Origin of the sequence: Acinetobacter lwoffii (assembly GCF_024129355.1) — a bacterium.
Lineage (GTDB): Bacteria > Pseudomonadota > Gammaproteobacteria > Pseudomonadales > Moraxellaceae > Acinetobacter > Acinetobacter lwoffii_I.
The window spans coordinates 21,199-42,445 of the sequence record NZ_JAMXXP010000023.1 but is presented as its reverse complement, the minus strand read 5'-3'; the positions used below and the strand labels follow the sequence as shown (position 1 = coordinate 42,445).

22 protein-coding genes and 2 tRNA genes are annotated in these 21,247 nt (G+C 40.9%); 15 read left to right on the top strand and 9 right to left on the bottom strand.

The window, feature by feature from the left end; genetic code table 11:
* Positions 1–325 precede the first annotated feature (325 nt).
* From NI468_RS11295 to NI468_RS11285, 3 genes are all read left to right on the top strand, one after another.
* Positions 326–1,024 carry a DUF3820 family protein gene (locus tag NI468_RS11295; protein ID WP_004645595.1) on the top strand — a complete coding sequence of 233 codons (699 nt, stop codon included), beginning with the start codon at positions 326–328 and terminating at the stop codon, positions 1,022–1,024.
* 101 nt (positions 1,025–1,125) lie between these two features.
* Positions 1,126–1,791, top strand: a complete 666-nt coding sequence (locus NI468_RS11290) for a hypothetical protein (RefSeq protein WP_243474642.1) — start codon at positions 1,126–1,128, stop codon at positions 1,789–1,791.
* A gap of 200 nt (positions 1,792–1,991) precedes the next feature.
* Positions 1,992–2,342: a hypothetical protein gene (locus NI468_RS11285; RefSeq protein WP_164543105.1), complete on the top strand. Its 351-nt coding sequence runs from the start codon at positions 1,992–1,994 to the stop codon at positions 2,340–2,342.
* A gap of 252 nt (positions 2,343–2,594) precedes the next feature.
* On the opposite strand, the gene NI468_RS11280 is transcribed toward NI468_RS11285, so the two are convergent.
* Positions 2,595–2,813: a hypothetical protein gene (locus NI468_RS11280; RefSeq protein ID WP_180038768.1), complete on the bottom strand. Its 219-nt coding sequence runs from the start codon at positions 2,811–2,813 to the stop codon at positions 2,595–2,597.
* Positions 2,814–3,800: 987 nt separating this feature from the next.
* On the opposite strand from NI468_RS11280, the gene NI468_RS11275 reads away from it, so the two are divergent.
* Entirely contained in the window at positions 3,801–5,372 is a 1,572-nt protein-coding gene (locus NI468_RS11275; protein ID WP_253101929.1) for a sensor domain-containing diguanylate cyclase, read from the top strand.
* Between the two features lie 35 nt (positions 5,373–5,407).
* Here NI468_RS11275 and NI468_RS11270 read toward each other — a convergent pair.
* Positions 5,408–5,483: transfer RNA gene (locus tag NI468_RS11270), tRNA-Arg, on the bottom strand.
* Between the two features lie 190 nt (positions 5,484–5,673).
* On the opposite strand from NI468_RS11270, the gene NI468_RS11265 reads away from it, so the two are divergent.
* From NI468_RS11265 to NI468_RS11235, 7 genes are all read left to right on the top strand, one after another.
* Positions 5,674–6,609 carry an ABC transporter ATP-binding protein gene (locus NI468_RS11265; protein WP_253101927.1) on the top strand — a complete coding sequence of 312 codons (936 nt, stop codon included), beginning with the start codon at positions 5,674–5,676 and terminating at the stop codon, positions 6,607–6,609.
* Entirely contained in the window at positions 6,606–7,379 is a 774-nt protein-coding gene (locus NI468_RS11260; RefSeq protein ID WP_253101924.1) for an ABC transporter permease, read from the top strand. Before NI468_RS11265 ends, NI468_RS11260 begins: the two co-directional genes overlap by 4 nt.
* Entirely contained in the window at positions 7,379–8,194 is an 816-nt protein-coding gene (queF, locus tag NI468_RS11255; protein WP_253101921.1) for an NADPH-dependent 7-cyano-7-deazaguanine reductase QueF, read from the top strand. Before NI468_RS11260 ends, queF begins: the two co-directional genes overlap by 1 nt.
* Before the next feature lie 19 nt (positions 8,195–8,213).
* Positions 8,214–8,867 (top strand): hypothetical protein, encoded by a 654-nt coding sequence (locus tag NI468_RS11250; protein WP_253101918.1) that lies wholly within the window; start codon positions 8,214–8,216, stop codon positions 8,865–8,867.
* A gap of 305 nt (positions 8,868–9,172) precedes the next feature.
* Positions 9,173–10,174 (top strand): lytic murein transglycosylase B, encoded by a 1,002-nt coding sequence (gene mltB, locus NI468_RS11245; RefSeq protein WP_004731648.1) that lies wholly within the window; start codon positions 9,173–9,175, stop codon positions 10,172–10,174.
* 288 nt (positions 10,175–10,462) lie between these two features.
* The gene (locus NI468_RS11240; protein WP_004279046.1) at positions 10,463–11,077 is read left to right on the top strand and encodes a septal ring lytic transglycosylase RlpA family protein; all 615 of its coding nucleotides are present in this window, start codon (positions 10,463–10,465) and stop codon (positions 11,075–11,077) included.
* A 241-nt stretch (positions 11,078–11,318) separates the two neighbouring features.
* The gene (locus NI468_RS11235) at positions 11,319–11,774 is read left to right on the top strand and encodes an Mpo1 family 2-hydroxy fatty acid dioxygenase (RefSeq protein WP_005106461.1); all 456 of its coding nucleotides are present in this window, start codon (positions 11,319–11,321) and stop codon (positions 11,772–11,774) included.
* A 33-nt stretch (positions 11,775–11,807) separates the two neighbouring features.
* On the opposite strand, the gene NI468_RS11230 is transcribed toward NI468_RS11235, so the two are convergent.
* From NI468_RS11230 to rpsB, 3 genes are all read right to left on the bottom strand, one after another.
* Positions 11,808–12,308 (bottom strand): DUF3465 domain-containing protein, encoded by a 501-nt coding sequence (locus tag NI468_RS11230; protein WP_253101913.1) that lies wholly within the window; start codon positions 12,306–12,308, stop codon positions 11,808–11,810.
* Between the two features lie 146 nt (positions 12,309–12,454).
* On the bottom strand, positions 12,455–13,330 hold the full coding sequence (gene tsf, locus NI468_RS11225; RefSeq protein WP_004645608.1) for a translation elongation factor Ts: 876 nt from the start codon (positions 13,328–13,330) through the stop codon (positions 12,455–12,457).
* Between the two features lie 142 nt (positions 13,331–13,472).
* Positions 13,473–14,219: a 30S ribosomal protein S2 gene (gene rpsB / locus NI468_RS11220; protein ID WP_004279050.1), complete on the bottom strand. Its 747-nt coding sequence runs from the start codon at positions 14,217–14,219 to the stop codon at positions 13,473–13,475.
* Positions 14,220–14,426: 207 nt separating this feature from the next.
* Here rpsB and map point away from each other — a divergent pair, with 207 nt between their 5' ends.
* Complete coding sequence (map, locus tag NI468_RS11215; protein WP_004279051.1) at positions 14,427–15,254, top strand: type I methionyl aminopeptidase; 828 nt, start codon at positions 14,427–14,429, stop codon at positions 15,252–15,254.
* Positions 15,255–15,508: 254 nt separating this feature from the next.
* Positions 15,509–16,744 (top strand): pyridoxal phosphate-dependent aminotransferase, encoded by a 1,236-nt coding sequence (locus NI468_RS11210; protein WP_005103791.1) that lies wholly within the window; start codon positions 15,509–15,511, stop codon positions 16,742–16,744.
* Between the two features lie 63 nt (positions 16,745–16,807).
* Here NI468_RS11210 and NI468_RS11205 read toward each other — a convergent pair whose 3' ends face one another.
* On the bottom strand, positions 16,808–18,154 hold the full coding sequence (locus NI468_RS11205; protein WP_253101910.1) for an MATE family efflux transporter: 1,347 nt from the start codon (positions 18,152–18,154) through the stop codon (positions 16,808–16,810).
* Positions 18,155–18,418: 264 nt separating this feature from the next.
* Here NI468_RS11205 and NI468_RS11200 point away from each other — a divergent pair, with 264 nt between their 5' ends.
* Positions 18,419–18,856 carry a PaaI family thioesterase gene (locus tag NI468_RS11200; RefSeq protein ID WP_253101907.1) on the top strand — a complete coding sequence of 146 codons (438 nt, stop codon included), beginning with the start codon at positions 18,419–18,421 and terminating at the stop codon, positions 18,854–18,856.
* A gap of 35 nt (positions 18,857–18,891) precedes the next feature.
* Here the strand turns inward: NI468_RS11200 and NI468_RS11195 are convergent, their stop codons facing one another.
* A complete protein-coding gene (locus NI468_RS11195; RefSeq protein ID WP_005103793.1) occupies positions 18,892–19,347 on the bottom strand; it encodes a hypothetical protein in 456 nt (151 codons plus the stop codon).
* Positions 19,348–19,583: 236 nt separating this feature from the next.
* Here NI468_RS11195 and NI468_RS11190 point away from each other — a divergent pair.
* Positions 19,584–19,659 (top strand) — tRNA-Asn (locus NI468_RS11190).
* A gap of 195 nt (positions 19,660–19,854) precedes the next feature.
* Here the strand turns inward: NI468_RS11190 and NI468_RS11185 are convergent.
* The gene (locus tag NI468_RS11185; RefSeq protein WP_253101905.1) at positions 19,855–20,508 is read right to left on the bottom strand and encodes a MiaE family protein; all 654 of its coding nucleotides are present in this window, start codon (positions 20,506–20,508) and stop codon (positions 19,855–19,857) included.
* Positions 20,509–20,521: 13 nt separating this feature from the next.
* Entirely contained in the window at positions 20,522–21,247 is a 726-nt protein-coding gene (gene pdxJ, locus NI468_RS11180) for a pyridoxine 5'-phosphate synthase (RefSeq protein ID WP_253101902.1), read from the bottom strand.

Here is a 21,247-nt window from a genome sequence, read left to right as displayed (position 1 = left end):
CTTATCTTATTTATTATCATCTCTAATGAGTTTTTCTGGTTTTATCTTTAACAAACGATAAAACCATATGTAATTTCCCAATTTATCTAAACAATATCAAGAAAAGAATGCGTTATTTTTTTGCTAAATTCGCACTGGTTTAGATTTATTATGAAATCAGCATGCAAACTTAAGAATAGAGAGGTTTCTGTCTCCAGAACTATACAAATAGTCGTCATACGTTAAAAAGCCGGTAATTAATACAGAAATAAAGCAATTCAATTGTCAGTTGCAAAATAATAATGTTAGATTTTACTCTCCTCTCTTTTTCAGGCACATTTCCGACATGCAGGCCATTATTCTTGATACCGAAACGCATACTTTAAATGGTCAACCCATCGAAATTGCTTATGCGCCTGTCGAAATTGTAGAACATAAAATAAGTCTGGATAAAAGTCGCCTGTTTGATCAGCTCTACTCATGTGACGAAGCCATTTCTTTTGCTGCCATGGCCGTGCATCATATTCTGGAATCCGATCTGGAAGGTCAGCCGCATTACAGTACCTTTCGCCTGCCTGATGAAACCGTCTACATGATCGGCCATAATATTGATTATGACGTCCGTGCCATCGAAAAATGTGGTGTAGATACTTCAAAAATCAAGGCGATTTGTACACTGGCTTTAGCACGTCGGGTCTGGCCAGATGCGGAAGCACACAATATTTCTGCCCTGATTTATATGATCACCAAAGGCAGCGAAAGAGCGCGTGAAATGATCCGTAAAGCGCATCGTGCCGATATGGATATTATTTTAACGGCCAATATTTTAATGCATATTGTGCATCATTTAAAAATCAACAGTATGCAGGAATTATTCGATGCTTCTGAAGATGCCCGAATTCCACGTACGATTAATTTTGGTAAACATCGCGGCACCGCTATTGCAGAGCTACCTGCTGACTATGTGCAATGGTTGTTGCGTCAAGATGAGCTAGATCCTTATTTACGTAAGGCACTTGAAAATACGGCGATCACGACATTATAGTTTTTATCAAAATAAACCTCTGTATTTTAATAAATACTTCATATTAATGTAATTTTCACAGACTATGCTCTAGCTGAATTTAAGCAACCATCTATTCAGTTATGATGCATTTTTATAAAACTCAACGTGGGATCGAGGTGCTACAGGATCGCTCCATCCCACTGACCGCACGCCAACGCCGCTTATTGGTTCTGATCGGCAGCCAGGATTTCAACTTATTAAATGATGGCTTAAAGCAGCAGCTTGCTCCTGCCGAACTCTTAGATCAACTTTATGCCATGGATCTAATCGTTCCGGCTGAAACTGGCGAGGTAGCCTTCAGTCAAAAGCAAGCAGACGCGAGAACAGATACAAAAGTTGACCTGGCACACTCCGAGATTCACCGTTCGTTGAATTCCTCGATAGCAGCGGATTCTGCAACAAAAGATTTCACCCCCGAGATGGAGCCCATAAAAATATTGCAGAACACTCCATCTGCTGAAACAGATTCAAGCCATGAACAAAAGCTGCCTGAACTCAAACTCATGTCTTTTGAAGACCTCAAATATATGATGATGGAAAGCTTACAAAAATATTGTGGCTTGATGGCCAAACAGCAAATTCACCATATTTTACAGGCACCGGATGTGCGCAGTTTGAAACTTTGTCAAATGCAATGGATCACATCACTTCAGGAAAGTCGCATTGCGCCTCAAAAATTGAATCACATTCTAAAGCAGATTAATTTTGCTTTAGACCACTTGCAGCAAAATGAAGCGCCTGAATAAGAATATCTTAGTCTTTTAAACTCTTAAATAAGCGAGTTTAACAATGAGGCAGCTTTAATTATTTAAGATAACTAATTGGTTATTTGGTATATTTATATTTAAGCGAAATTTAAAGCTCGAAATATCCGACTTAATCGTGATAGAAAAAGAATTACAATCCCGCCATATAGTGAGCATAGACATCCGATTGGATCATGTATATGTCACATTATTTAGAATTCGATGCGTTCGATAATCCCATGCAACTGAGTAAAGTTGGCAACTGGGTGATCACCTTTTTAAGTCCGGTTGAAGAACTGCAATTTGTGCAACTGGCGATTACCTATGTGCTTCCCCGCCAGATCAGTGACAGCTTGCAACCGCGCCGTGTGTTGATTCAAAAAAGTCCCATTGAGCATCATTGGCTGATCCAGGCCATTGAATGTTTTGACAGCACGACTCGTCAGGAAATTTCTTTAAGCCCTGAGCATACAATCGCACAGCAAACTTTAGTGCAGATTCTAAAAGATTTTGAAAAATATGATGTGAATGTGCAGCTTAAACAGATTTAAATATTTGCTCACTCCAGCGAGCTTTTTTATTGTTATGGGATATTCCTTCGGCCAATTAAAGCCCATTATCACGTTGTCTTCTCTTAGATATTGAATCAGAAGCTGATTATAGCTGCATACAGTAGTATCCAAGCTAGCAAACACCAAAGTATAAAAAACTCACCTAAATGGTGAGTTTTTTAACTGCTGAATCGGTGATTTCGGATAAATAAGTTCAATTTTTTTCTACCTATCTGAAGTTCACTGATTAAATTATTCGACAACGCGATAAATATTTGAAGATTGTTGGCTTTCAAATAATAGCTCAATACTCGGCAGAATCGTTTCACCATCTACCACGATATGTTCAATTTTTTTGACCAACTCAGCTGCATGATGAATGTTGTGCTCTGCAAAGGAACGCAGCATCGCTTTCGCTTCAGTCACTTGACTAAATTGATCTTTTACCTTGATATCAATCATTTTTGACATTTTTCCTTCCTCTCTCATTATCCAATTTGCAGTTTTTTATACCATAATTAGCCAAGCGATTAGTCTTCAAGATGTTAGCGAATTTGGCAGTGTAAACTTTTTTATCTGGATGGATTATAAGAAAAAGAATATTAAACTGAATGAATTGCGCAGACATTAAAAAAGCTCGCATTTCTGCGAGCTCTGTGTTGGATGGCTAGTGCTAGATTTATTGTCTGGTAATAAACATCAAACTCAACTAACTGTCATTGATCCGTCCAACTTATCGGTAGCGTCTTATTGGTTTTACGACCTACCATGAGTTGAATATAACAGTATTTTTTTAACCGACAATACTCTTTTACACTTCTAAAAGAAGACTTATACAAGATTTTAATTGTCATTTTTTTAAAGCAGATTAGAATATTTCTGGCTTGTCTTACGAAGAATTTTGCATTCATATCGTCTTTATTTAATTCATTGATTTCTAGAAAAATACCTTATTAAGGCATACAACTTCCGGTTAAATAGCGGCTCATCTCGTTCATAACATCAATAAGCGCTTCAAAATTTAAACTGGAATATGATTTTTTATAAAAAATACTTCCGGGAAAGTAGCAATATTCAAAGAAACTACTGTCATAGAATCTATACTACTAATTTTCAAAAGGTTATCTTTAAAAAATTAACGACAATTTAATCTCCCATTAAGTTCAATTAACCATATTTTTGTCTGAGTACTTCATCATTTGGATGGACAGATCGAAATTATTGAATAGATTTTCTGAACGTTAAATACCATATTTTTATTTGTAGCATAATCAAATATTCAGAACCTTACTCAGCTTTTCAAAGCTACCCTATTTACAGCCAAGCGATCTATAAACTCTAAATTTGATCGAAATAAAAACTCCCACTTAATGGAAATTTAATTTTATAGCAACCTTAAACATTGAATATAAATGCAATACAATGCTCATAAATACATCGAGATATATATAACTTTTTATGTCAGCTAATAATTTTAGGAAACACCTTGATCTCAATTTAAGGCAGTTAATACTTTTATTAGCTATTTTCAGTGTGTCTAGCCTTTTTATTATTTCTCTCATTATTAGCTATCAGATCGTAAAAAATCAGTTAATCGACAATTCTCTTGCCTTAAATGCTGACCATACCCATAAAATTGCATTAAGTACAGACAACCATTTTAGAAATATGCTTCTTGAACTGGACTATAGTGCCAAAATATTAAGTCAAGACTTTAACAACAATGAACTTAGAGAAGCCGAGGTCAATAAATTAAAATATCAGTCTGAACACTATAACAGTGTCGTGATCAGTGATACCCAAGGCAGACTAATAAACTTTTCGCCTAATATTTTGCATATTGATAAAAGCAAAATACAACATACTCAAGGGATTATTGACTCTCTCCATAAAAAATCGACTTATATATCTTCACCCTATTTTTCTGTACAAAAAAATATGATCGTGTTTATTTCTCAACCTATTTTTGACAAGTCAAATCACTATCAGGGCTTCATCGGTGCAGCGATTTATTTAAAAGAAAAAAATGTAATTAATCAGCTTCTAACCACTTATAAAAATTATAAGAATAGTTATATGTATGTGATTAACAATGAAAATAAAATTATTTTTCATCCGGATCGTGAAAGAATTGGGCAATGGGCCAGCAATAATACTGGTCTGAAATATATGCATGCGCATAAAAATGGTCAAATTCGTTTAATCAACAGCCAGGGCGTTGATAATCTGGCAGGTTTTTCTCATATTCCGACTTCAAACTGGATCGTGGTTTCCCAGCAACCTACCCATGATTTACTTAAACAGGCAAATTCTATCCTTTATAAATTAGCCGCAGGATTCTTTTTATTTTATCTGCTTGTTTTTTATATTGTATGGCGGCTGTCTGATTCTATCTCGGCCCCGTTGAACCAACTGGCAGATATGGCGAGTTTACTGAATCAGGCAGAAATTGGCTCAAAAATTAAGAATATCCAGCCCTGGTACTATGAGGTCACAAAATTCAAGTTAGCTCTACTGCTTAGTGTTCGCAAATTTTCACAACAAATGAGCAAAATGGATCATCATATTAATACAGATCCTTTAACCGGCTTGATGAATCGTCGTGGTTTGAATTATGTCATGACTCAAAACATGAAAATGAACATCCCTTTTTCAGTGCTTCTGATGGATGTGGATCATTTTAAAAACATTAATGACAATTACGGTCATGATCAAGGTGATGTTGTCTTAAAGCATATTGCCAAGACGATGCAGCAAAAATTTCGTAAAGATGATATTTGCTGCCGCTACGGTGGTGAAGAATTTATCATTATTATACCGAATAGCAATCTTACTGAAGTGTATGAAAGTGCAGAAAGGTTTAGAAAAGAGATTGCAGGGAAAGAGATTCAGGACATAGGTCACATTAGCATTTCGATTGGTATTGCTTCTTGGCCAGACAGTTCTAAAAATATTCTAGACGTTTTGAAAATTGCCGATAACAATCTTTATCGGGCGAAAGATGATGGCCGCAACTGTGTGCGTTACTAATTTGATTTATTTTTCAGTTTTATAGCTTAAATAAATGGTGCGCTCAGCGGGACTCGAACCCACGCCACAGGCTTCGGAGACCTGTACTCTATCCAGTTGAGCTATGAGCGCATCTTTTTTGGATCGCGCACATCATAACAAAAAAAAGCATAAGGTAAAGCAACTATCTCTAACTTCATCATTTTTATGCTTAAGCTTTATACAATGTTCCAAAACAGCAACACAGAATTGCGTGTGAATCACTTGGCTTATTTTGCGAGATCACTCACAATATCTCAACTTTTCACCATTTGAGATATTCATGACTGATGCACTGATCTTAAGGGATGTGTCAAAGACCTATCGCAATGGCTTTCAGGCATTGAAAGGAATTAACTTAAATGTACCAGAAGGTGAATTTTATGCGCTATTGGGTCCTAATGGCGCAGGAAAATCTACTACCATCGGTATTATCAGCTCATTAACAAAAAAAACCTCCGGTACAGTCGAAATTTTTGGTCATAATCTGGATACCCACCCCTCTCAGGCCAAACAGTGCCTAGGCGTAGTGCCTCAGGAATTCAACTTTGCCCAGTTTGAAAAAACCTTTGATATTTTGGTGACTCAGGCAGGCTATTACGGCATTCCTAAAAAAATTGCACAGGAACGGGCGGAGCTTTATCTGACCAAACTGGGTTTATGGGAAAAACGTTCCACTCAGGCCCGCATGTTATCCGGCGGGATGAAACGTCGCCTGATGATTGCGCGCGCCATGATGCACGAACCGAAACTGCTAATTCTGGATGAACCGACGGCAGGCGTTGATATCGAGTTGCGTCGTTCGATGTGGGAATTTTTAAACGAGATGAATGAAAAAGGCACCTCTATCATTCTGACCACGCATTATCTAGAAGAAGCGGAAATGCTGTGTCGCCGCATTGCGATTATCGATCGCGGTGTGATTAAAGAAGACACCACCATGAAAAGCTTCCTAAGTCAGCTCAATGAAGAATCGTTTATTTTTGATCTGGCCGAACCGATTGAACCCTTGCATCTGGAGATTATCGGGGTACGTTTTAATTTAATCGACCCGATGACCCTGGAAATTACCATGGATAAGGCACACAGTATGAATGATCTGTTCCAGTTGCTGGAATCGCAGAATATTCAGGTGCGCAGTATGCGTAACAAGTCCAATCGCCTGGAAGAACTTTTTGTGAAAATGGTCGAGAAAAATCTGGATGGAGCTGCGCAATGAACATTAATCAACTCGGCGTTGCTTTATATACCATCGTTTATAAAGAAGTGCGTCGTTTTATGCGCATCTGGCCACAGACCCTGTTGCCACCTGCCATTACCATGAGCCTGTACTTTGTGATCTTCGGTAATCTGATCGGTTCACGGATTGGAGAAATGGGCGGCTATAGTTATATGGAGTTCATTGTGCCCGGTCTGATTATGATGGCTGTGATCACCAACAGCTATGCCAACGTCTCATCTAGTTTCTTCAGCTCAAAATTTCAAAAAAGCATTGAAGAACTGATTATGAGTCCTGTACCGATGCATGCCATTTTATGGGGTCATGTATTGGGTGGTGTGATTCGTGGCATATTAGTTGCGATTATTGTCAGTGCCGTGAGCTTATTTTTTGCCGATTTATACATCACCAACTGGTTTGTGACTATATATACAGTCTTGATTACTTCCCTGCTGTTTTCCTTGGGTGGTTTTATCAATGCCGTCTATGCCAAATCTTTCGATGATATCTCGATCATCCCGACTTTTGTTTTAACACCACTGACCTATTTAGGTGGTGTGTTTTATGCTATTTCGAGCTTAAGCCCATTCTGGCAAAATTTATCTTTAATTAATCCTGTCGTGTATATGGTCAATGCGTTCCGCTATGGCATTTTAGGACATAGCGATGTCAATGTTGCCATTTCACTGACAGTGATTACCTTATGTTGCGCCGTGCTGTATGCAGTGGCCTATCATTTACTCTCCCGTGGTTCAGGAATGCGTGAATAATGAGTGTAGAACAATCTCTCCTTGGTAAAGACACCAATTACCCGACAGAATATCAGCCTGATGTTCTGTTTCCGATTTCGCGCGCGCCTGCCCGTGAACAATACGCACATGTCGAAGCGATTCAGCAAGGTGCAGACTGGTGGCATGTATTTGAAATTTCCTGGTTAAATTCAACCGGTGTGCCGCAAGTGGCTATTGGCCGCATTAGCTTGCCAGCGTCTTCGCCGAATCTGATTGAATCCAAATCCTTAAAACTGTATTTCAATAGCCTGAATTTTGCCAAGTTTGAATCTCAAGATGCCTTTATCACGACGGTCGAAAAAGATTTATCTGCTGCGGCTGAAGCTGAAGTTAAACTGCAACTGTTTCAGATCGATGAGCTAGAGATTAGCAAGCCGGAAGGTATCTGTATTGATGAGCTTACACCTGAGCGTCTGGAAAATCATCCAGATGCCAGTTTATTGGCTTTGGATGCGGATGATGTAGCAGAAGGCGAAATCCAGTTATATTCACATTTACTCAGAAGTAACTGCCCAGTCACTGGCCAGCCAGACTGGGGAACAGTTTTTATACGTTATCAGGGTAAAAAACCTTGTTATAAGAGTATTTTAGCTTATATTATTTCCTACCGTCAGCATAATGGTTTCCACGAACAATGTGTGGAGCAGATGTTTGCCGATATCTGGCAGCAACTGAAACCAGAAAAGCTGATGGTCTACGCAACCTATACACGCCGTGGTGGATTGGATATCAACCCTTGCCGTGTATCGGATTTAACATGGATGCCTCGCCCTATTCGTTTAGCGCGACAATAAAAAACATTGAGGTTGAACAATGCCATTTTTTGGGTTTATTCCTTCTGCAGAGCTTTTAAATACAATTCAGACTGCACAAAAAAACAAAAATTCAAGTGAGCCGCTTTACCCATTGCGTGATAAAACCGCATTGATGATTAATGATGAAATTATTGATGCGATTCTCACCGAGCTGGTGCGTCGCTTTCCTGCCAGCGATAAACGTGATACTGCGGAAAAACTGGCTGGCTATATCAAGTCGACTGTTGCGGTTTTGCTGAAGCAGTTATTGAGTAAAGCTCCGAACGATGTGGTCAGAGAGTCAATTGCATTCTCTGAGCGCAGTCTGTTTAAAGATCCTGATGGAAATTTCCGCATTGGTGAGTCACTGGATGCCAATTTGGTGACGAATTTAAAACATCATTATGCAGAACTTAAAGCCGGTCAGACTATTGATAAACAAGCGTTCAGTAACCTGTACAAACAATTTGGTGAAGCAACAGTCCGACATTTTATGGTCGACTTTAATAAAACCCTGGATCTTGGCATGATCAAACGTAAGGCAGCAGATATTGGCGCATCTGCAGTGATCAAGGCCATCAATATGGCAGCAGATAAAATCATTCTGAATTTGAATAAAGATGAGCTGCGTGCCATGGCTGAATATCACGATACTTTGTTCTATACAGAATAGTTTTGGATAGCATGGTTTCAAGATTTTCTACAAATCTTGAGGAATTAGCCTGACTTCGGTCAGGCTTTTTTATGATCAGTGAAATAGCTTGTTACAGATAAGCGACTCTATAAGACAAACTGCCGTAAAAATAGCCAATCCATCGCTATTTTTGTATAAGCGGCTAGGTCTCTTATTCATCCGAATGTTATCTTTAATCTGGCACTTTAAGCCTCACGATTGAAAAAATTTTATCAATCTTTTTCATGGCATGATTCAAATGACATCGCCAGCAACTCATCAAAAAAACTGGAAATCGTAGCAAGATGTTGAAATCGGATTTTTATAAAAAGTTTAAGCAGCTTTCAATCGCACTTACCGCATTTGGTCTCAGCAGTTTGAGTCTGGCCAACGATTTCCAATATCACCCTTCTTATGCCGCTTTTAAGCAGAATGCCATGCAGAGCTATGGGCTAAGTGCCCAGCAAGTAGATTCCGCCATGAGCGGGACGCGTAACCTGCCCAATATCATCAATATCATGAATCGCCCAGGCGAAAGTAAGCCGTGGTATTCATATAAGACTAACTTTCTGGCTGAATCTACCATTCAGCGTGGCGTACGCTTTAAACAGCAATATGCAGAGACGCTTAACCGTGCTGAACAGCAGTTTGGTGTGCCACAGGCGATCATTCTGGGCATTTTAGGCGTAGAAACCGGTTTTGGCAGCAACAAGGGCTCTTTTGTCACCCGTGATGCTCTGGCAACCTTAGGGTTTGGCTATGAACGTCGTGCCCAGTATTTTCAGGATGAACTGGCTGCTTTAATTGCCTGGTCGTATAGAGATGGTGTTGCCACCTCTTCTGTGGTGGGTTCGTATGCCGGCGCTGTTGGCTATCCGCAGTTTATGCCGAGCAACATTCCAAAATTCGGCGTGGACTACGATGGCAATGGTCATATTGACCTGCGTAACTCAGCGGTAGATGCGATTGGTTCGATTGCCAACTATCTGGCACAGCATGGCTGGCAGCGTAATCAGCCAATTGCCTTTCCGGCACGTTATACCGGTTCAAATCCAGATACCGTGATTGCCAAGGATCTGACTCAACCTACCCCCTATGGTGTGTTAAAAACGCAAGGCATCAGCCCAATGAATCCAATCGTAAAAATTGACGATCTGGATCTGGTTAATGTAATTCAATTACAAGAAAATTATGGCTCGATTTACTACATCACTTATCCAAATTTTCAAGTGATTACCACCTATAATCGCAGCCGTATGTATGCCACTGCTTTGTGGTTATTAGGTACCGAAATTACCAGCCGTTAACACTAAAAATTAATACAAATTATGAAAGTCAACATTTTTATGGGTTAATTTGTGCGTATTTTAAGCAATTTTAATATTATGTTACAATATTGGTTATTTTTTGATCAATCATTGTTTATTTTGCGTTCTTTTTTTAACTATTTTAATTAAATACTAGACAGGGTATTGCCGGCATGAATATTATCCATTTCGTTAAATGTAGTTGCATAAGTTAAATATCAGGCATGTTTACATGGTTTTTCAGCCATTTATGAACAACCAATAGATATGCTGTTAGGAGTTGATTCGATGCATTCTTCAATTTTGAAGTCTTTTATGGCCATTGCCACGATCGTCACGCTGACGCAATCGCAGGCAGATATGGTTCCGTCATCTTCATTCACCAATGAAAATGACAATTCGCGTCTTGCCACGCGAGTACTCAATAAAGAAGCTCAAAGCTTCAATTCAAATTTCACAAATTTGAACAGCCTTTCAATCACTGAGCGTTCTGGCGATAAAGTTCGCCGTGAAACCATTGCAGCGAAAATTGAACTTCCTGCAGAAGAGCCTTCAGTGATTGAAAAACTGAATACAGTGGCTTCTAATACTGTACGTAAATTCAGTCAGACAGGTACAGCGTCTTGGTATGGTCGTCAATTCCACGGCCGTAAAACTGCAAGCGGTGAAACCTTTGACATGAACGCAATGACAGCTGCTCATCGTAGCCTGCCATTGAACTGCTATATTCGCGTAACCAACCGTAATAACGGCAAGAGCGTCGTGGTTAAAGTAAATGACCGCGGTCCTTTCCATGGTAACCGTGTTGTTGATTTATCTTACGGTGCTGCGAAACAGTTAGGTATTACCAGTGCTGGTACTGCAAAAGTCAGTATTGAACGTGTCGCTGGTCCAAATTCTTAAGATTTGACCTGCAACACATTTAACAAAGGCCACAGCAATGTGGCTTTTTTATTGTGCTCATTTTTCCAGAAGAATATAAACGCCCCTGCTCAGCACTATCTTAAAGTTCTTTCAATAAAATTTTGGTAGGCTCATCCTGCCTAATAAAATCCCTTCACCTGCATGATTAACTTTTGACCATATCCGGATTCTGCTTTATATTTCCACATAAGCAAAACATGTTCATGGAATGGAGCGAAGAATGAAAACAATATCTGAATGGTTCGATGAATATAGTGACAGCCATCAAAATAAAACCAATAAGCTGATTCACTGGGTCTGCGTACCAACCATCTATTTTTCGATTATTGGCATTCTGGCGCATTTCAGCGCTTTGCTAACTACCCTGCTACTGGTTTTGGCTTTTATCTTCTATGCACGTCTGGATCTTGTTTTGGCAGTAGCGATGGCTGTATTAACGTTGGTGATGGCTTGGCTCATCTGGATTCTGCCAGTTGGTACCGGTTTCTTTATTGCACTGTTTGTTTTAGCCTGGATTGGCCAATTTTATGGGCACAAAGTGGAAGGTAAAAAGCCTTCATTCTTCAAAGACCTCCAATTCCTCCTCATTGGCCCAATTTGGTGCATGGATGCCTATTTAGGTAAAATCCTACCGAACTGGAAATCACGCCATAACAGCGCAATTATGAGCGTTTAAACGCTATATTCGATTTATTCAATTAGAAGAACCTTATTGATAGGTTCTTCCTTGATGTTTTAACCACCCATCAACATGTTTTCGCGCCGGGTCATGATGCGTCCAGTGAATCACCCCTCCCTTGTCACTGTATTCATATTCTCCATAAAACTCGACCTGATCCTGTTTTTGAATACTCTGAATACGCGGTGCCAGATCGATATTATGTGCAACCAGTACAGTTTGGCCATTTGGTAATTCGAGGATAAACTTTTGATGGCGCGATCCTTCATGATCATCTGGCAAAACGGCAATCACCTGCCCGCTTGAACGTACTTGTAGATCACTCTGGCGCTGTTGAAACGCCCGTGCAATTCGGTCCAGATCATCAGTGGCTTGAGAAGGTTCTAAGTTAGGCTCTGAATGAAGCGTTTCAGTTGTAGTATCAGATGCGGATGGAATAAGTGGTTGGGATTGCTGTTGATCCAGGCCCAGATAAGCAGCAATCAACAATGCAATGACTGCACCGATGCCCAGATTGGTTTTATTTGGCATTTTTTATAACTTTTTTATTAAATGATGAATACATGATCTAAGCTCTATCACTAGACCCAAATCCTGCTCTTGAATTGCTGATGAAGAATAGACCAGCATAAAAAAGCCCCATCAATCAGATAGGGCTTTTTCTAATTCCTAAGGAATTATTTTGCAGCAGCTTGAGCAGCAGCAACTTCTTCAGCGAAGCTCATTTCTGCTTTTTTCTCAATGCCTTCACCAACTTCGAAACGAACGAAGTTTGCAACTGTAGTACCAGTTGCTTTAAGAACGTCTGCAACTTTCTTGTCGTTGTCGATTACGTACATTTGACGCTCAAGCACAACTTCATTCAAGTATTTCTCAACAGAACCTACAACCATCTTCTCAACGATGTTTGCTGGCTTGCCAGATTCAAGTGCTTTCGCTTCAGCAATTTCTTTCTCTTTCGCGATAAGCTCAGCAGAAACGCCTTCAGCATTTACAGCAACTGGGTTGAACGCAGCAACGTGCATTGCCAAGCCTTTACCTGTAGCTTCATCACCAGTGTAAGAAACAACAACACCGATTTTAAGACCGTGTTTGTAAACTGCAAGGTTTTCGCCTTCAACAATTTTCGCACGACGTACTTGGATGTTTTCACCGATTTTTTGAACAAGAGCGATACGCGCTTCTTCAACAGTCGTACCATCTTCTAGTTTCAATTCAGCGATTTGAGCAGGATCAGTTACGTTTGCAGCAAGTGCAGCAGCAGCAACTTTCGCAGAGAAACCAGCAAAGTTTTCGTCTTTTGCAACGAAGTCAGTTTGACAGTTAACTTCTAGAAGAAGTGCTTTGTTGCCGTCTTGAGCAATTGTGATCGCGCCGTCAGCAGCAATGTTACCTGCTTTTTTAGCAGCTTTAGCTTGACCAGATTTACGTAGGTTGTCGATCGCCAGTTCAACGTCGCCGCCCGCTTCTGTCAAAGCTTTTTTACATTCCATCATTGCAAGACCAGTACGATCGCGCAATTCTTTAACCATGCTTGCTGTAACTGCAGTCATGTTTATCTCCTAAATTCGGTAGAAAATGAATTCTTTTTAGAACAGAAACGGCCCAGAGGAGTTCTCATGGGCCGCCTGCATACATAACGCTTACTTTGCCACCATCACATGTCGCAAAAATGACAAGCTAGCGTCAAACGCATTAAGCCTCAGAAGCTGGAGCTTCTTCTGCTTTAGCTTGTGCATTTGCTTGTGATTGAGCATATTCTTTACCAGCAAGAATCGCATCAGCCATAGCAGAAGCATAAAGTGTTACTGCACGGATCGCATCATCGTTACCCGGGATAACGTAGTCTACGTTGTCTGGGTTAGAGTTTGTATCAACGATACCGATTACAGGAATACCAAGGTTCTTAGCTTCTTTGATTGCAATCGCTTCGTGATCAACGTCGATTACGAATAATGCGTCAGGTAAACCACCCATGTTTTTAACGCCGCCTAAGCCACGCTCAAGTTTTTCCATCTCACGAGTACGCTCTAGAGCTTCACGTTTAGTCAGCTTAGCAAAAGTACCGTCTTGAGATTGAGTTTGAAGGTCTTTTAAACGGTTGATAGATTGGCGAAGTGTTTTCCAGTTCGTCAACATACCACCTAACCAGCGGTGATCTACATATGGTTGACCAGCGCGTTGAGCTTGTTCACGGATGATCGCAGAAGCTGCACGTTTAGTACCAACGAACAAAACTTTGTTCTTTTTGCTAGCCAAGTTGTTAGCAAAGTTCAAAGCATCATTTAACGCAGGAACAGTGTGCTCAAGGTTGATGATGTGAATTTTGTTACGCGCACCAAAGATGTAATCACGCATCTTTGGATTCCAGAAACGAGTTTGGTGACCAAAGTGCGCGCCAGCTTGAAGAAGGTCGCGCATGCTTACGTTGTAATCTGCCATTTTCTTTACCTTAAAGTTTGGGTTAGGCCTCCATATACCCGCATTCTCCACCCTAAAGGGCACCCAGAGTAATGTGTCGATATATGTGCGGATTTTTTTGCCTCATCGCACAAAGCCCGTGAAATTTATTCACGAAAAAGCATTTGATAAAATGGGCGGCTATTTATACCATAGTCACACACAAATTTCCAAAAGTTTTTAGAGATCATGAACAACACTTATCAAGCTCCACGTCGACTCATCAAAACCCCTGACGAAATTGAAAAAATGCGTGTGGCAGGGCGACTGGCGGCAGAAGTTTTGGATATGATCAAACCGCATATTGTTCCAGGTGTCACCACTCTGGAACTTGATACGATTTGTCATGACTATATTGTCAATCAACAACAGGCAATTCCTGCATGCTTAGGCTATGGCGCTGCACCGGGTCGACCTGCCTTCCAACATACTATTTGTACTTCTGTAAACCATGTGGTGTGTCACGGCATTCCATCAGACAGTAAAAAATTGAAAAAAGGCGACATCCTGAACATTGATGTGACCGTGATTAAAGATGGCTACCATGGTGACACCAACATGATGTATATCGTGGGTGGTGAAACTTCAATTCTTGCCAACCGTCTATGTAAGGTAGCGCAAGAAGCCATGTACCGGGGTATTGAAACTGTAAAACCGGGTTCAACTATTGGCGATATTGGTCATGCCATTCAGCAGTATGTTGAATCTGAGCGTTTTGGCGTGGTACGTGAATATTGTGGTCACGGTATTGGTACGACTTTCCATGACGAACCGCAAGTGCTGCATTATGGTCAACCAGATACTGGCATGGTGCTTGAAGAAGGCATGACCTTTACCATTGAGCCAATGGTCAATGGCGGCGACTGGAAAACCAAATTACTCGGTGATAAATGGACAGTGGTCACCAAAGATCACTCATTGTCGGCACAATATGAACATACAATTCTGGTGACTAAAACCGGCGCGGAAATTTTAACAGCACGCCCGGACGAAGATTTGTCACGCTTTAGTGCGTAACCACAACATCAACAACACAAAATGGTCACTTTAAAGTGGCCATTTTTATTTTATATTTCATGCATCAATATGCATGACCGAGATGTAAAAAGTCTCCCCTTGCCTGCTTCCAGCGCATCGAAATTCAAGATAAAGTTCGGCCAATACACCATTTTTTCCTTAAAGTTTTCCAAATTCTTTTGCCCTATCTGCACCATTTTAGGCTAAGATAATGTGCTTTTTATTTTTTAATCCCTATAAGAAGGAATACTGCCGTGGACGTACGTCTCTCTGATCGTGTGAATGCCATCAAACCGTCCCCTACGCTTGCTGTGACCAACAAAGCTGCTGAATTAAAAGCTGCAGGTCACAACGTGATTGGTTTGGGCGCAGGTGAACCAGATTTTGATACCCCTCAACACATCAAAGATGCAGCAATTGCAGCGATTAACAACGGTTTCACCAAATACACCGCTGTTGACGGTACGCCAGGTCTTAAAAAAGCCATTATTGCTAAATTCAAACGCGACAATAACCTAGACTATGCAGCAAACCAGATTCTGGTTTCTTGTGGTGGTAAGCAATCATTCTTTAACTTGGCCCTTGCTTTGTTAAACAAAGGTGATGAAGTCATCATCCCTGCACCATTCTGGGTAAGCTACCCGGATATGGTGATCATCGCTGAAGGTGTTCCTGTTATTGTGAAATGTGGTGAAGAACAACGTTTCAAAATCACCCCTGAACAATTAGAAGCTGCAATCACTGACAAAACACGTCTAGTAGTATTAAACAGCCCGTCTAACCCAACAGGCATGATCTACACTAAAGCTGAGCTTGAAGCGCTCGCTGACGTACTGCGTAAATACCCAGAAGTATTTATCGCATCTGATGACATGTACGAACCAATCCGTTGGGATGACGAGTTCTACAACATCGCAACAGTTGCACCAGACCTTTATGACCGTACGATTGTGTTAAACGGTGTGTCTAAAGCTTATGCAATGACTGGCTGGCGTATCGGCTACGCAGCGGGCCCTGCTAAACTGATTGGTGCAATGAAAAAGATCCAATCTCAATCGACTTCAAACCCAACTTCTATTTCGCAAGTTGCTGCTGAAGCTGCATTGAATGGTCCTCAAGACGTTCTTGAGCCAATGATTGAAGCATTCAAACGTCGCCATGACTTGGTTGTGAAAGGCTTGAATGATATTCACGGTATTTCTTGCCTGCCTGCTGATGGTGCATTCTATGCATATGCCAACATCAAACCGTTGATTCGTGCCAAAGGTCTTAAATCTTGCACAGAATTCTCTGCATGGTTACTGGAAGAAACTGGTGTTGCAGTGGTTCCGGGTGATGCCTTCGGTTTAGGTGGTTTCATGCGTATCTCTTACGCAACGGCTGACGAAGTACTTGTTGATGCACTTGCACGTATCAAAAAAGCTGCTGATTCTATCGAAGGCGTTGATGCTGCGATTGCTTCAATCGAAGCTGAAAAAGCTGCAAAATAATCTAGCTTGCTAGATAAAAAAACCCGCGAATTTCGCGGGTTTTTTTATGTTCTTCAACATGTATTAAACAATGAGCCGTATTCGCTTATAGCTCAAGTATTTCATGAGTAAACAAACAAAACATAGACTTGCTGCAATCGTGTACGCAATACTCAACATCCACCAAAAACCATGAATCCCCAATGCATTGCTTTGCCAATTGAACAGTGTCATTGGATGATACGCCACATACCAACCACCACCTAAGCCCACGACCAGCACCGTACTGATAAAAATAAACATTGGTCTGACAATTTCTCGCCAGCAACGTAGCATTGCCAAACTAATCACCAGTAGCGCATCAAAGATATGCATCCAACACATTAACAAGATCAATGCCAAGGCTAATGCAATCACCTGCGCATCATTGCTAAATAACCCCACAATCCAACTATCTAAGCCCCAAATAGTCAACACGACAACGATAGCTATTAGCATCACAGCCATCAGTGCCCGCTTACTGAGTTGCCATGCAGCATCAATCTGCTCCGCACCGATTTTAGTCGACACCAAAATACCGAAGGCGGATGCCATCGACATCGGCAACATAAACATCAGGCCCAATAAACCAAGCATCACCTGATGTGCATTCACTACAATGTCACCCGAAGGCAAGATCAGCAAAGCAATCGCGCTGATGGCAAATACATCCACAAAAGTCACCACCGCATTGGGCAATCCAATTTTTAAAATTTTCCACAAAGTCTGCCAGTGAAAGAAAACACCAGACCACTGGATCTTTAACTTCCGCTCAAGGAAGAAAAAATAGTAAACAAACAACAGTACCCACTGCACAATCAAATGTGCCATGAATGCACCTTCAACCCCATAGCTTGTAACATAACCTTCAATGCCATAAATCAAGACATAAGCCAAAGCCACTTTGAGCAGTAAATAGATCATATTGGCGTAGAACACGCGCTTAGCCTGCCCACAGGCTTGGGTTAAAATATATAAAATGCGCAACAATAAATGCGCTGGAATCGTCCAAGCCAACAGCCACAGACATGACACAATCAATGCCTGTAAGGCCGCATCTGCCTTTAAAAAATGAAGTAAAGGAGTTGCATGATTAAGCAGGTACATCGCAACAGCAGAAATCACCAGTACAATCAAAATACTTTGCTTCACAATACGCTGTATATCCGCATAATCCTGACGTCCATTGGCTTCTGCCAGCTCTTGCATCATGCCCTGTAACACCCCAATACCCGTTACAAAGCACAAAGAATAAACAGACAAACAGACTGCCAATGCAGCCACATGCTGAGGTGAAAAATGTGATAGAAAAATCACGTCGAACAAACTACTGAGCATAATAATGGCATTACTGAGAAAAATAGGCACCCAAAGATGCAGAAACTGTTTCATTACCCTATCACTCGATTTTTAATTCTTTTATAAGATTCGTTTTTTGTCAGATTATTTAGATCTGAGATATTTCATTAGAAATGTATACCAGTATCGTGCCATAAATTATTCTATTTCTTATTTTTTATAAAAATGACTTTACTCAGGTGCAGGCAATGCACTTCTTACAAAATAATCCGCCATTCCTATACCAGATTGCTATTATCGATGTCACAATTTTGAATTAAACCTCAACCACTCAAGAATAATGACAGGAAAAGCATAATGAACCTAAAAGAAATGAGCGGTTTAGCATTATTGGAAGCGATGCGTGATGGAAAAATCCCGACCCCGAGTATTAGTGAAACCATGTCGATGCAACCAGCAGTGATTGAAAGCGGACGTGTAGAATTTAAGGTCAAAGCTGATCATCGACATTTAAATCCGCTTGGTGGCGTCCATGGTGGTTTTGCTGCAACTGTTTTGGATACCGTGACAGGCTGCGCGATTCATACTTTACTTGAAGCAGGTGTCGGTTATGGCACCATTGATCTGAATGTAAAGATGTGCCGCCCTATACCTCAGAATGAGCCACTGAAAGCCGTAGGAAAATCAATTAATCTCAGTAAAAATTTAGGTATTTCTGAAGGTCAGATTCTGGATGAAGAAGGTCGCCTGTATGCTCATGCCACTGCGATCTGTATGATTATTCGGACTGAATGAAATTGCTAGCCTGCACAACTCATCAGGTAATTCATTTAAATAATACTGCTTTTCGCCTGCCCCGCTTCAACAAATGACAAGCGTGGTCGAGTTAAGCCTTGAAACTCAAAATAATGCTTGGAAACATTGGCTAATTCCACATCTTGTGTTTGTGTTATTGAGGCTTGCCACGCTTTAGACTGATTGGTTCCCGTCAAAAGATTCCCAGAAATGGCATAGATATAAAGATCTTTGTCTTGCTCTTTCAGATAGTCTGCATTCAGGAAAACTTCAAAGTTAAATTGACGTTCAGTTTCTACCAACCATTTTTCTGCAAACCATAATTGCAGCAAATCACCTAAATAAAGTGATTTTTGCGCCAAGGGCCATAGCGTGATATGAGCGTCTTTAACCGGGATATAATACTGTGCAGGATCAGCAATAATTTGCAGATAGTTTTCTTGATAATAAGCCAGTTGAGAGAAAATTTGAGGGATGCTGAGCGTATTCATTCGCTGTCTCCGGTTTAGCCATTTTTGTGCTGGCAAGTAGGTTTAAATCCACACTGTTTGACCATTTGGTCAAACGACTTTATGGTTTTAATCTAGCAAGTGAAATTTATTCTGACAAGTATTTTTCGTGAAATTTATGCAATTGCCTAAATTAAAAACAGACAAGCTGTATTTATAATAAATATGATAATTTTTGCTTGACCCCTGTCAAAATCTCTCTATAATCGCTTTCAGATTCTCCAATAGCTCAGTCGGTAGAGCGACGGACTGTTAATCCGCAGGTCCCTGGTTCGAGCCCAGGTTGGAGAGCCAAATTCAAGAAAGCCCACTCATCATGAAGTGGGCTTTTTTATTACTTAAAATTTGACGGCTTGTTATTTTCAACTATTTAAAATGAATAATTATTTTCAATCCCTCATAAAACTCGATATATAAATACCCCTCTTTTAAAATTTCGAGATATAAAAAATCCCCCATAGATGGAGGATTTTTAAGCTGTCACCGAGATTAAGCCGCTTGAGCCGGAACACCGCTATGAAAACGGAAAGTTTCATCAGGCGTGAGAATTAGCTGTTTTTCAACTTCACGAATATGCAGGATTCGCTCCTGAAGATCCTCTTTCGGATTTTTCAGTTTCGCTGTGGTAGCCACATCCATCGCCAAAGCCAGATAGTCTTCAAAATGGCGAGATTCGGACTTGAGCAGGTAGCGGTAGTAACGTGCCAATTCATCATCAACACGCGAAGCAAGCGCGTAAAAACGCTCACAGGAACGCGCTTCTACAAAGGCACCAATCACCAAGACATCAATCAAGGCTTCAGGTTCAAAAGTCCGGATTTCCTTACGCAAACCACCGGCATAACGCCCTGCACTCAAGTTTTGCCAAGCCTGACCGCGCTTGTTCATCAATTCAAGCACTTGCTCATAATGCAGCATTTCTTCACGCACCAGCTGTGCAAGCTTCACCTGTAGATCAACAAAATAGCTATAGCGAAACATCAGGTTCATGGCCGTGCTGGCTGCTTTTTTTTCACAGTTGGCATGATCTTGCATCAAGATTTCAAGATTTTCGACCGCCATATCCAGCCATGCTTGCGGTGTTTCACAACCGAGGAAAGCAATCACCGGCTGCATCAGTTCATCATAATTAATATTCGACATAATTACTCTAATCTTAACGCGCTGACTTAATCACGGCTTTCATTTGCTGAACCGCTTGTGCCAGACCAACAAATACCGCATCCGCAATTAAAGAATGACCGATATTGAGCTCATGAATCTGTGGAATCGCAGCAATCGGCGTCACGTTATCCAAATTTAAGCCATGGCCCGCATTTACCACCAAACCTTTAGATGCAGCATATTCAGCACCTTTCACAATGCGTTCCAGTTCCGCTTGTTGCGCTTCTGGAGTTTCTGCATCGGCATAGGCGCCTGTGTGAATCTCAATCGTCGGTGCACCACAAGCAACTGCTGCATCAATTTGTGCAAAATCGGCATCAATAAATAAAGATATATCACAACCAATGGCTTCCAGCTCTTGAGTCGCGGCTTTTACAGCATCAAAATTACCCACGACATCCAGACCACCTTCAGTGGTCACTTCCTGACGTTTTTCAGGAACAAAACAAACATGCTGTGGCTTGATTTCCTTGGCAAAGGCGATCATTTCATCTGTTACCGCCAACTCAAGGTTCATACGGGTTTTTAACGCAGGACGCATACGACGCACATCGTCATCCTGAATGTGACGACGGTCTTCACGCAAGTGCAAGGTAATGCCTTCTGCCCCTGCCTGTTCGCAGATCAATGCAGCATTGACTGGGTCTGGGTACGTCGTACCACGTGCTTGTCTTAATGTTGCGACATGGTCAATATTGACACCAAGTAATGCAGCCAT

Bases quoted from the DNA above. Each gene is read 5' to 3' on its own strand.
- NI468_RS11250 (WP_253101918.1), top strand. From the start codon at position 8,214: ATGCCATTTTTTGGGTTTATTCCTTCTGCAGAGCTTTTAAATACAATT.
- NI468_RS11200 (WP_253101907.1), top strand. From the start codon at position 18,419: ATGAACCTAAAAGAAATGAGCGGTTTAGCATTATTGGAAGCGATGCGT.
- NI468_RS11275 (WP_253101929.1), top strand. From the start codon at position 3,801: ATGTCAGCTAATAATTTTAGGAAACACCTTGATCTCAATTTAAGGCAG.
- tsf (WP_004645608.1), bottom strand. From the start codon at position 13,330: ATGACTGCAGTTACAGCAAGCATGGTTAAAGAATTGCGCGATCGTACT.
- pdxJ (WP_253101902.1), bottom strand. From the start codon at position 21,247: ATGGCTGCATTACTTGGTGTCAATATTGACCATGTCGCAACATTAAGA.
- NI468_RS11285 (WP_164543105.1), top strand. From the start codon at position 1,992: ATGTCACATTATTTAGAATTCGATGCGTTCGATAATCCCATGCAACTG.
- mltB (WP_004731648.1), top strand. From the start codon at position 9,173: ATGTTGAAATCGGATTTTTATAAAAAGTTTAAGCAGCTTTCAATCGCA.
- rpsB (WP_004279050.1), bottom strand. From the start codon at position 14,219: ATGGCAGATTACAACGTAAGCATGCGCGACCTTCTTCAAGCTGGCGCG.
- map (WP_004279051.1), top strand. From the start codon at position 14,427: ATGAACAACACTTATCAAGCTCCACGTCGACTCATCAAAACCCCTGAC.
- NI468_RS11265 (WP_253101927.1), top strand. From the start codon at position 5,674: ATGACTGATGCACTGATCTTAAGGGATGTGTCAAAGACCTATCGCAAT.
- queF (WP_253101921.1), top strand. From the start codon at position 7,379: ATGAGTGTAGAACAATCTCTCCTTGGTAAAGACACCAATTACCCGACA.
- NI468_RS11290 (WP_243474642.1), top strand. From the start codon at position 1,126: ATGATGCATTTTTATAAAACTCAACGTGGGATCGAGGTGCTACAGGAT.
- NI468_RS11235 (WP_005106461.1), top strand. From the start codon at position 11,319: ATGAAAACAATATCTGAATGGTTCGATGAATATAGTGACAGCCATCAA.
- NI468_RS11195 (WP_005103793.1), bottom strand. From the start codon at position 19,347: ATGAATACGCTCAGCATCCCTCAAATTTTCTCTCAACTGGCTTATTAT.
- NI468_RS11240 (WP_004279046.1), top strand. From the start codon at position 10,463: ATGCATTCTTCAATTTTGAAGTCTTTTATGGCCATTGCCACGATCGTC.
- NI468_RS11185 (WP_253101905.1), bottom strand. From the start codon at position 20,508: ATGTCGAATATTAATTATGATGAACTGATGCAGCCGGTGATTGCTTTC.
- NI468_RS11205 (WP_253101910.1), bottom strand. From the start codon at position 18,154: ATGAAACAGTTTCTGCATCTTTGGGTGCCTATTTTTCTCAGTAATGCC.
- NI468_RS11295 (WP_004645595.1), top strand. From the start codon at position 326: ATGCAGGCCATTATTCTTGATACCGAAACGCATACTTTAAATGGTCAA.
- NI468_RS11280 (WP_180038768.1), bottom strand. From the start codon at position 2,813: ATGTCAAAAATGATTGATATCAAGGTAAAAGATCAATTTAGTCAAGTG.
- NI468_RS11230 (WP_253101913.1), bottom strand. From the start codon at position 12,308: ATGCCAAATAAAACCAATCTGGGCATCGGTGCAGTCATTGCATTGTTG.
- NI468_RS11260 (WP_253101924.1), top strand. From the start codon at position 6,606: ATGAACATTAATCAACTCGGCGTTGCTTTATATACCATCGTTTATAAA.